Origin of the sequence: Xanthomonas hortorum, assembly GCF_040279205.1 — a bacterium.
GTDB classification, from domain to species: Bacteria; Pseudomonadota; Gammaproteobacteria; order Xanthomonadales; family Xanthomonadaceae; genus Xanthomonas; species Xanthomonas hortorum_F.
Genome location: NZ_JBEOLS010000037.1, coordinates 41,707 through 50,665, shown reverse-complemented (window position 1 = coordinate 50,665; position 8,959 = coordinate 41,707). Strand labels below are relative to the sequence as shown.

The window sequence follows — 8,959 nt, the reverse complement described above, 5'->3', positions numbered from 1 at the left end:
GTCTGCACGTTGACCCAGTGGCCGACGAACTTCTCGCCCTCCACCTTGGCGCAACCGCTCACCAGCAGTGCCGCGGCCAGCGCGGTGCCCATCCACTTCATCATCGTGTGTTCTCCAGTTGAGGCTGAAGCCGAGGATGGCGGGTGGGGGATGTATGGGAGGTCAAGGTTTGTCCGCGACGACGTTCGAATGTGAGCGCAGGCGCCTAAGCCAGAAACTCAGCCTGACCCTGAGGTATCCAAGGCATGCGGGCATCCGCACCATTTCGTGCGCGACATGCGAGTCGTTGGTCGCCGCAACCTACAGCGGACGCTTCCTCTCGACCACCGCTTCCAGCCACGTGCGCGCCAGCACGCTCGACGACCTGGCTGCGCTGAGCGCGTTTCTCGAGAATCTGTCGCGGAATACAGGCGTCTACCGTGGGCTTGCCCCTTTGCTTGATGTGGTGCTGCAGAGCGGCACGGAGTGGTGCGACGCCTTCAGCTAACCTGACCTCATTACTAAGACATAAGATGTACTGGACTTTGACGAAATCTAAGCGGAGTAATAATGAACAAATCTGAGGATCGTCGCCTCCAAGGCACCTTTCAATTCTCTCCTGAGAACTCCTGCTTTGGCGAGCTAATTCTAAAGAGTGACCGCACGAACCTGGCGCTGAGCAGTAGATCAGAGTTTCATCGTGATGAGCCGCTGGACTATATCAAGGGTAAAACCCTAGATGGGCGCTACATTACCTGCATCGATTGCGCATGGTCATCTCGTGGTATGAATATGGGACGTGACGAAGAGGCTTATCACTATGCAAATATCTTCCCACACTATGTGACTGTTGGACACGAGCATCTCGACCCCCTGGCACCGTTGATCGATCAAATTAACTTTACTACAAATGATTTGTCCGTATTATTCTATGACTTCGCTTCGTTCGGAACGATATCAGGGCCTGATACCGTTATCGATACTGTGTTAGCCGAACGGGGGTTGACTAAAAGCACCGAAGTAGGTGCTTGGCCGCAAGTGGCATATTACACAGGGAAGATGGTGATTTCTGAGGTTGACACCTGCCTTGGAACGATTAAGGTTTGCCATCGACCCGCGTTCAAATCAGGTAGTCCTACAGGCGCAAGCTTAAAAAACACAATATATGTATCCATAGAGCCAGATGAGCCTGTTGCATTTGAGGGCGCAATGGACCGTATAACCTGCTTGGCGAGATTTCTATCGGGAGCAGCGGGCCGTTTGCAAGACGTAAAGGGAATTCAGCTAAGGACTCTTGATAAATCGAAAACTTCATACCGAGAGGCGCTACGGGTCCATTGGAGCTTTGCACCTAAGTCTGGGCAAAATCTCAGTACAAAGCCTCATCCTGGGGATGTGCCCTTAAGGCCAGTCGATCGGCCCGATGAGTTCTCTCGCGTTCTCGCGAATTGGCTCAAATCGGATCCAGGGCGAGCAATTGCACGAAACCGCTATATTAGTTGCATGCAGAAGGGCAACTCCTACAGCGTCGATCGGCTCGTGGCAGCGGCGAACATGTTCGATGTGCTTCCAAATGAGGCCGTGCCATTGGAACTCGAACTCCCAAAGGATCTGGCGGCCGCTCAGGTTTCAATACTGGAAATGCTTAAGACGATCAACCAGAGCCAAGACAGGGACAGCGCCATTGCTGCCATGAAACGCCTTGGCCGCCCATCGTTACCCAAGAAAGTTGCTCATCGGGCCAAGATTGTGAGCGATAAAATGGATGCCGCTTTCCCGAACCTCGATTATGTGCTCAAGAAAGCGGTTGAGTGCCGAAACTACTTCGTTCATGGAAGATCTGAAAGTTTCGATTTCAATGTAATTAAGGATTTTGTGCCGTTTCTCACGGATGCGCTGGAGTTTACGTTCGCGGCAGCCGACCTAATCGAGGCGGGTTGGGATAGCTCAGTTTGGGTGAAAGAGCCATATGGCCATGGGCACTCATTCGCTCGCTTCAGGTCTGGTTATTGCGAGCACTTGGAGCAACTAAGGAAGGTGCGAAAGGCTCTTAATGCAAAGTCGATGGTTTAGACAAGTCTCGATCGCGGGGGGCAGGTCCTTTGCCAATATCCGTGGAGGTCTGTGGAAGTCAGGGCAGGAACAAGCGAGTTTTGAATAAAGAATTTAACCTGACCCTATTTTCGATCCACGATAGCGAGGATCTCTACAACCTCCACCAGCGAGCGATGGAAAATGCGGTCATTTTGGCGTACTGCCACGCTCTCGCAGGCAGACTTAGATGGCCACGACCTCGCCATTGATGAGCGACTCGTGCTGACATCGTTAATTCAAGCTGTGCTCGCACACCAGATTCGTGCCAAGGCCAAAGCAGCCTCCGAGCGCAGAATTATGATCAGGAAGCGGCGCAGAATGATGGATGCTTGGGCGCGCTATTGCGCATCGTCGATTTTATAGCCGCCATCGCGACCGCATACCCGCTGAAAAGAAACCAGCCCTTCTTCAACTCGCGAAAACAGGCTTGCGGATCCATATGCCTTAGCGGCCGCCAAGAAAGCCAAGCCCGCCCTGTAGCAATAATTCCAGAAATCGTGAACATGGTCCGCCCGAAGGTAGGCAGGACCACTTTCGACACAGAACGTGTGACGATAAGCATCATAGAGATCCATAACATTTGCGGACGACGCGTGTACGAATCCGGAATAAGTCTTGTGAAGTCGCTTAGCGAGAAGTCCTGCGCGGCTTGGGTTATCGGAATTCGCGTTTAGCGCGGCATGAATCTTTTCACGGCGAACACTGGGCGCTTTTCTGACGTTGTCGACGTCACTGTGAGCCTCATCGTGGTCCGACCAAAATGAATCCAGGAACTTTTCATGAAGTGGCGTTTCGCCCTGAATTATTCCCTGTGCTAAGAAGCAAACGTCGTCAGTCGCTTCGTCAGCCATGCGTTGAGCTGCACCTTGCGCCATGAAAAGATCAGCATCACAGAGCGCAACTGCCGCATACAAATAATGCAGCGAAGCAGCCTGCTTCAACAACATCGCGTGGCGAATATCCCGCACTGGCAGACGCAAAACGTAGCCATTTAATTCAAAACCGGAAGCCAAGACTGGCATGGGCCGCGCCATCCCAGCTTCGCAGGCTCTGAGTGCAAGCTCAAGTATTGCTAGGAATGATCTACAATGATTTAGCGTATCGTCTTTCTCAATCGGCTTCATATTACTTTACCTGACGACTCTCGGAGATCTTGCTATGTTAAGGTCAACGTTACGGTCTAGGAAATCAGAAGAAACTAGGAATGAGTTGGTTGCATGTGATCAGCTCACCTCGATGGATAACTAAATGCGCGGGTCATTCTGATCGATTTTGAGTCAATTCCATCACGCCCGAAAACGCGGGTAGATTCACTTACGCAGTTCCTCTGCACTTCGGGAACTGGCTGCAGCCTAGGAAGTTCTCGCTCGTGCGCCGGTTTCTTCTCTGCACTAGCGCGCTGCCGCAGCGCGTGCAGTTCGATGTGGCAACGGCCGCCGAAACAGTAGAAGTAGGAGTAGAAGTAAAAGCGGGTTCGATGCGTGACGGTGTCGGCTGTGCTGCGACTTGTTGTTGCACCGCTCGAATCATTTTCAGCAGCTGTTCGCCGCCAATCAGCTCAATCGGCTTGCCTTCGGCGAAGCGCTCGGCGTCCTTCGTGTAGGTGCCGATGCAAGCGATCTTTACCGCGTGGGCCTGGTGATGGGCTAACAGGCCGTACATCTCGCGCACGATGCTGACGCCGACTTGCTGGCGCTTCCATTGCTTGCATTGCACCAGCGTGCGGCCGCCGTCCTTGCGCAGAATCAGGTCGATGCCGCCGTCGGCGCCGCCCAGGCCGGTTTCTTCGACGCTGTAGCCCTGGCGGCGAAATGCTTCACCCACCAATTGTTCGAACTGGCGCCAGCCGCCGGCGGCCAGGCTCTCCAGGCTTGTGCGTGTTTCCAGAAAGCGTCGCCGGCTGCGCGTGCCCAGGTAGGAAACCAGCGCGGCAAGCCAGCAGACGCCGAGCAGCGTCCACGCCAATGGCGCGAACATTCCACTCGATTGCTGGGCGAAGCCCTGCGACAGCATTCCGCCCTGGTGAGAGAACCACCAGCCGATGCCATAGCGCATCACCAGATACGCAGCGATTCCCATCACGAAGCCAACCGGCCACGGCAATGCGGCCAGCGCTTCGAATCCACCCTGTTTCTTTCTGCGTCCCATGCCAGAACCCCCGTTCCCGGCTTGAACATAGCCGTTGAAACGGGTTTTGTCAGCAGAACACGCGCGCCGTTGCGATCAATGCCTCATCAACACTCGGCACGACGCGTGCGCAGGTAAAGAGGTGTGATCTTTACGCCAAAGCTTGAGGTCGCTTGCGCATCCTTATAGTGCAACTGCGTGCAAATCAACCCGAGGAAGCGGGCTGCGGTAGAGATCGCTGTGTACGCTTCGCAGTAATGCATTTGATGCCTGGCGCTCGAAAATCTCTTTCTGGATTGGAGAGCCGATACATCACTGCGGAGAGAATCGACGCGACAAGGTACGATCCCAGCCCATCTGCTTGAGTGCGCTTCTGCTGTCGCCATGTCTGCTCCTCGCCCGACCCTCGATGGCACTCCTGCCAGCCAGTTCCAGCTCCCGTCCGGCCCGTGGCGCACGGTGTGGGAGGCGCTGTGTGCGTGCTTTCCGGTCGTTGGGGCTGACACGTGGCGTGATCGCTTCGTGCGTGGGCGCGTATTGGATGCGCAGCAGCAGGCATTGGATATCGCTGCACCGTATCGGCTTGGTGCGGAGATCTATTACTTCCGCGAAGTAGCGGATGAGCCGATCATCACGGCAACGGAAACGGTGTTGCATGCAGACGCGCATATCGTCGTGGCCTGCAAGCCGCATTTCCTACCCGTGGTGCCAGCTGGAGCGTACGTGCACCAGACGCTGTTGGCCCGTTTGGTGCGGCGCTTCGATAACGCCGCATTGGTGCCGCTGCACCGCATTGATCGCGATACCGCGGGTCTGGTGCTGTTCTCTGCCAACCCGTCCACGCGCGGGATCTACCAGGCGCTGTTTCGTGAGCGACGCATCCGCAAGCACTATCTGGCGGTCGCACCGCCGCTGCCGGGGCTGACGTTTCCGTATGTGCATCGCAGCCAGCTGGAGCCGGGCGAGCCGTTCTTCCGCATGCGTGAGGGCGTGGGTGAGCCGAATAGCGAGACGGTGATCGATGTGGTTGCGCGCGGTGCGGACACGTGGACGTATCGGCTGGAGCCGGTCACTGGGCGCAAGCACCAGCTGCGTGTGCACATGGCCGCGCTGGGCGCGCCGATCCTGCATGACCGTTTCTATCCCGATCTGGAAGACCAGCGGCCCGACGATCCGGAACGGCCGCTGCAGTTATTTGCGCATACGCTGGCGTTCGATGACCCGATCACTGATGAGCCTCGGCGCTTTACCACGACGGTCGAACCGACAAAATAGACTTGAGGCGCTAACCTCTGCTTCGCTAAAAAATCGGGCGAAATATCTGGTTTTCAGATATCCGAAAGAGAGCATTACGCTCGCTTTGCGGACATCCCGTCCGCTTACGTCGATGACGGACGCCATGACTGCTTCGAAAGCCCTTTCGACTACCGCTCGGCGACGCGCCACGCCAGCGACCAAGCTGCAAATGCACGAAGAGCCCTTCACCTTCGGCGTCACCCTGCAGCAGATCGACCAGTTCCATACGCTGCTGCGCACGATCACTGCGCAGAGCGACATGGTGGCGGTGTGCAGCGGCAAGCCGCTGGATGCCACCAGTCTGTCGGTTCTGGGCGAGAGCATCTTCAATTCCGCCCGCGCGCTACGCGGCGTGGTCGACGAGATCTACGAGCAGCGGCTCGGTAGCGACGGTGTTGATCCGGTGTCGCACGCAATGCAGCGCCAGGCGTAAGTCTTCCCCTCGCGCCGCACCTACGATCGCACCCACGCTCCTGCTGCATGTCCATGCTAGCGTTCCGCTGCCGAGAGCAGGCTGGCCGAAGGAGCGGGGCATGCGAGTCGATCCGATGCGCGAAGGTGTCGAGGTAGCGGGTAGCAGGCCGTTTGCCCGAGTCGCGTGGGCGTTGTTGTGGCTTGCGTTGGCGGCGTTGGCGGCCGAGTTTGTCCGCCACGTGTACCTGAAGTACGCCGCGCTGGAGTCGCCGGCATACGCCATGTTCCTGACCCGGCGTGGCTGGCTGTGGTGCCACCTGGGTGGCGGTGCCGCTGGCATCGCACTCGGCACGCTGCAGTTCGCCACGCAAGGCTGGCGCAGGCACGCATGGGTGCACCGCTGGGTTGGGCGTGCCTATTTCGTCGGCATGTTGGTGGCGATGCTTGGCGCCACCGGGTTGATCGCCACCTCGCCTGCGCCGATGGCGATCCGCGTGGCCTTCGCAGCGACGGAAGCGGCGTGGCTGGTGATGGCGTCCGTGGGCCTGGTGGCCATCCGTCGCGGGCGGGTTGATCGGCACCGACGCTGGATGGTGCGAGCGTATCTGGTGACCCTGGCGCCGGTCGTGTTCCGTGTTGTGCTCTACGCAGCTGTCGGCGCCCGGGTGGCACCATCGCCCGATACGATCGCGGCGCTGCTATGGGCCAGTTGGGCGGTGCCGTTGCTGATCCACATGGTGGGGATCGCAATCGCCAACGCCGCGCGCCGGCACGCGCGACTCCCCGGCCTCGGCATCGACGCCGGCTGAAAAAGCGGTCCCGGTGCGAAGCGCAGGCAGGGCTTAGAGCACCTTCACGTCGATGGCTAACGCGCCAGCGTGCGCCGGCATGAAGTCTTTCAATACACTCCGCGCGCGGTCCTGGATCTTCTTCCAGTCCTTCAATGCAACGCGCACATAGTTGATCTCCACTGCGACCTTCATTTCCGGAATGACGAAGACGTGCTCGCAGCTAGGAAGTTCCCGCTCCTTGCTGCGGACAAGCTTGCCCTCACGGGACTCCACGCCGGAGTGTTCGACCTCGCGGGAGGTGCACTTGATGATGGTGTCGATGTTTCCTTTTGCGTCGCGGCTGACATACCAATCCTTGTAGTAGCTTGCCTCCATGATGGAATTGGACGGTTTCAGTCCTTGCGCCAGATAGTGCTCGCGGTACGCAGCGACGTTGGCGTAGTAAGACGTGAGCCCGTCTTTTTCTTCTCCCTTGATGCGCGTGTTGATGTCCGCTTCGGGAGTGTCCTGCGTTGTGCCGTCCGGTGTGTACTGCCGCCGAAGAAATGCATCGGGGTCCACACGGTCAAGATAGCGATAGCCGATATTGACAGTGCGGGTGGCCACGTCCAACTTCAGGTGGGCACGCTCGCCGGGAGCGAACGCGTTCAACTCCGGGTATTCCAGATACAGCCCGAAGCTGCCATCGAAATTCGGCCCCATCTGGTCGTCGAAATAGTTGGCGGGGATCTGCAACTTGTACGGACCCAGGCACGCCTCCATGACCGGTGGCGGGCTGGTGCCGGGGTCTTGCGGGCCGCCACGGTGCCGGACGCATCCTTGTTCGTTGGTCATGGTGTTGGCGCCTGTTTGCGTTGCGCTGCAGCCCGGAACGGAGAAGCCCAGTGCCATGCATGCAAGCCCGGCCAAGGCCAGTGGGTGTCTCATGCATCCTCCTGCGCAGCATGCTGGAGTTGAGTATAGGCAGAGCCCGGACTGCAAGCGACGCAACTACATTGCGTGCAGCCGGGCGAATCGGCACTGCTATCGCGCGTCAGCCTCAACGCACCTTGTACAACACCGCCGCGCCCGGCCGGGGCTCGAACATCGGCACGGTCTGCTGCTTGAGCGCGGTGCCCTTGGCGTCCCACACCAGCGTCTCGACGGGGTAGTCCTCGTTGCGGGTCATGTTGCCGATCTGCTTGACGATCACCGCCGAGCTGGCAGGCACTTCCGGGTTCCAGGCGAACACGCCCAGGCGGCCGTAGAACACGGCAGGCGCGGCGGCATCCAGGCGGCGGTCGGGGCACATGACCAGGCCGCGCTCCAGCATCACCCGCAGCGCGCCCACGGGCACGGCCTTGACGGTGGGCGCGGTGCGGTCGGTGCTGTGGCCAGGGCAGACATTGGCAGAGCGGGTGAGCATGTCTTCGACCACTTGGCGGTCGGGTTGGGCCAAGGCCGGCAGGGCGGCGGTGGACAGGGCAAGCACGGTGAGAGCGGATTTCCAGGGCATCTGACAACTCCTCATGAGGTGACACTCCAATACTGCAGCCCTGCGGGCGGGCTGCTGCCAGTGACGCGCCCGGATGCTAGCAATCCGGGCGTTAAACACTGCGAACAGTGGCGCTGCTCATCGGCAGGCGCGTCCCACCAGCAACCGGCTGCCGAAGCCGCCGCCAGGTCAGCAACGGCGCACATCCAGCCGGTGCGGAATGTAACGGCCGCTGACGCTCACAGCGCCTGTCAGGAGACTCCTGATTGAGCGGCGAGGGCGGGGCAGATAGCGTGCGCGCTATCACATCGTTGGACTGCTTTATGGAACGTGCCGACCTCATTGCATCACTGCTCACCGGCATGCGGCGTGCCGAAGATTTCCGTGCGCAGGCGTCGATCTACAGCACCGCGCACAGCCAGCAGATGGAGGTGGATCACGGCAAGGCCGCCGACGCCGAGCTGGTGCTGTCGCTGTTCGCCTTCACGCCGGAGCACCTCAAGCTACTGGGCAGCGCCGGCATCGAGGCCCTGGGCGAGATCGTCTGCCACGCCTGGGCCTTGAACGGCGGCAACAACGAGGCGCTGATCGGCTGGTTCCGCAAGCCCATGAACGCGCTGGACGGGCAGACGCCCGCCGCCCTGGTGCGCGGCGGCCGCCTGCAGGTGCTGCTGCTGGTGCTCAGGCAGCAGCTGGAGTGGGAGTTGCCCAAGCGCTCGGCCTGAGTATCGGCACTGCCGGCCGCCGCGCCTTGGCGTGTGCACGGCCGGCCCGCCGATCGACG

General features: G+C 59.3%; 9 protein-coding genes and 1 pseudogene. 6 read left to right on the top strand and 4 right to left on the bottom strand.

Annotated elements, in window-relative coordinates:
* Positions 1-274: 274 nt before the first annotated feature.
* Both ABS769_RS14660 and ABS769_RS14655 read left to right on the top strand, forming a co-directional pair.
* Positions 275-484: pseudogene (locus tag ABS769_RS14660) on the top strand (TetR/AcrR family transcriptional regulator); the annotation flags it as partial.
* 65 nt (positions 485-549) lie between these two features.
* On the top strand, positions 550-2,052 hold the full coding sequence (locus ABS769_RS14655; RefSeq protein ID WP_317062179.1) for a HEPN domain-containing protein: 1,503 nt from the start codon (positions 550-552) through the stop codon (positions 2,050-2,052).
* 359 nt (positions 2,053-2,411) lie between these two features.
* Here ABS769_RS14655 and ABS769_RS14650 read toward each other — a convergent pair whose 3' ends face one another.
* On the bottom strand, positions 2,412-3,197 hold the full coding sequence (locus ABS769_RS14650) for a hypothetical protein (RefSeq protein WP_317062178.1): 786 nt from the start codon (positions 3,195-3,197) through the stop codon (positions 2,412-2,414).
* A 190-nt stretch (positions 3,198-3,387) separates the two neighbouring features.
* Complete coding sequence (locus tag ABS769_RS14645; RefSeq protein WP_317062177.1) at positions 3,388-4,221, bottom strand: restriction endonuclease; 834 nt, start codon at positions 4,219-4,221, stop codon at positions 3,388-3,390.
* A 363-nt stretch (positions 4,222-4,584) separates the two neighbouring features.
* Here ABS769_RS14645 and ABS769_RS14640 point away from each other — a divergent pair, with 363 nt between their 5' ends.
* The 3 genes from ABS769_RS14640 (at position 4,585) to ABS769_RS14630 (ending at position 6,719) form a co-directional block, all read left to right on the top strand.
* A complete protein-coding gene (locus tag ABS769_RS14640) occupies positions 4,585-5,475 on the top strand; it encodes an RluA family pseudouridine synthase (RefSeq protein ID WP_317062176.1) in 891 nt (296 codons plus the stop codon).
* A gap of 124 nt (positions 5,476-5,599) precedes the next feature.
* Positions 5,600-5,929 carry a hypothetical protein gene (locus tag ABS769_RS14635; RefSeq protein ID WP_430544168.1) on the top strand — a complete coding sequence of 110 codons (330 nt, stop codon included), beginning with the start codon at positions 5,600-5,602 and terminating at the stop codon, positions 5,927-5,929.
* Between the two features lie 115 nt (positions 5,930-6,044).
* Positions 6,045-6,719 (top strand): DUF2306 domain-containing protein, encoded by a 675-nt coding sequence (locus ABS769_RS14630; protein ID WP_317062181.1) that lies wholly within the window; start codon positions 6,045-6,047, stop codon positions 6,717-6,719.
* Between the two features lie 33 nt (positions 6,720-6,752).
* Here the strand turns inward: ABS769_RS14630 and ABS769_RS14625 are convergent, their stop codons facing one another.
* Positions 6,753-7,535, bottom strand: a complete 783-nt coding sequence (locus tag ABS769_RS14625) for a hypothetical protein (protein WP_317062180.1) — start codon at positions 7,533-7,535, stop codon at positions 6,753-6,755.
* Between the two features lie 205 nt (positions 7,536-7,740).
* Positions 7,741-8,196, bottom strand: a complete 456-nt coding sequence (locus tag ABS769_RS14620) for a hypothetical protein (protein ID WP_317062174.1) — start codon at positions 8,194-8,196, stop codon at positions 7,741-7,743.
* Between the two features lie 302 nt (positions 8,197-8,498).
* Here ABS769_RS14620 and ABS769_RS14615 point away from each other — a divergent pair, with 302 nt between their 5' ends.
* Complete coding sequence (locus tag ABS769_RS14615; RefSeq protein ID WP_006448382.1) at positions 8,499-8,900, top strand: antitoxin Xre/MbcA/ParS toxin-binding domain-containing protein; 402 nt, start codon at positions 8,499-8,501, stop codon at positions 8,898-8,900.
* Positions 8,901-8,959 lie beyond the last annotated feature (59 nt).

Bases quoted from the DNA above. Each gene is read 5' to 3' on its own strand.
- ABS769_RS14655 (WP_317062179.1), top strand. From the start codon at position 550: ATGAACAAATCTGAGGATCGTCGCCTCCAAGGCACCTTTCAATTCTCT.
- ABS769_RS14650 (WP_317062178.1), bottom strand. From the start codon at position 3,197: ATGAAGCCGATTGAGAAAGACGATACGCTAAATCATTGTAGATCATTC.
- ABS769_RS14645 (WP_317062177.1), bottom strand. From the start codon at position 4,221: ATGGGACGCAGAAAGAAACAGGGTGGATTCGAAGCGCTGGCCGCATTG.
- ABS769_RS14640 (WP_317062176.1), top strand. From the start codon at position 4,585: ATGTCTGCTCCTCGCCCGACCCTCGATGGCACTCCTGCCAGCCAGTTC.
- ABS769_RS14635 (WP_430544168.1), top strand. From the start codon at position 5,600: ATGACTGCTTCGAAAGCCCTTTCGACTACCGCTCGGCGACGCGCCACG.
- ABS769_RS14630 (WP_317062181.1), top strand. From the start codon at position 6,045: ATGCGCGAAGGTGTCGAGGTAGCGGGTAGCAGGCCGTTTGCCCGAGTC.
- ABS769_RS14625 (WP_317062180.1), bottom strand. From the start codon at position 7,535: ATGACCAACGAACAAGGATGCGTCCGGCACCGTGGCGGCCCGCAAGAC.
- ABS769_RS14620 (WP_317062174.1), bottom strand. From the start codon at position 8,196: ATGCCCTGGAAATCCGCTCTCACCGTGCTTGCCCTGTCCACCGCCGCC.
- ABS769_RS14615 (WP_006448382.1), top strand. From the start codon at position 8,499: ATGGAACGTGCCGACCTCATTGCATCACTGCTCACCGGCATGCGGCGT.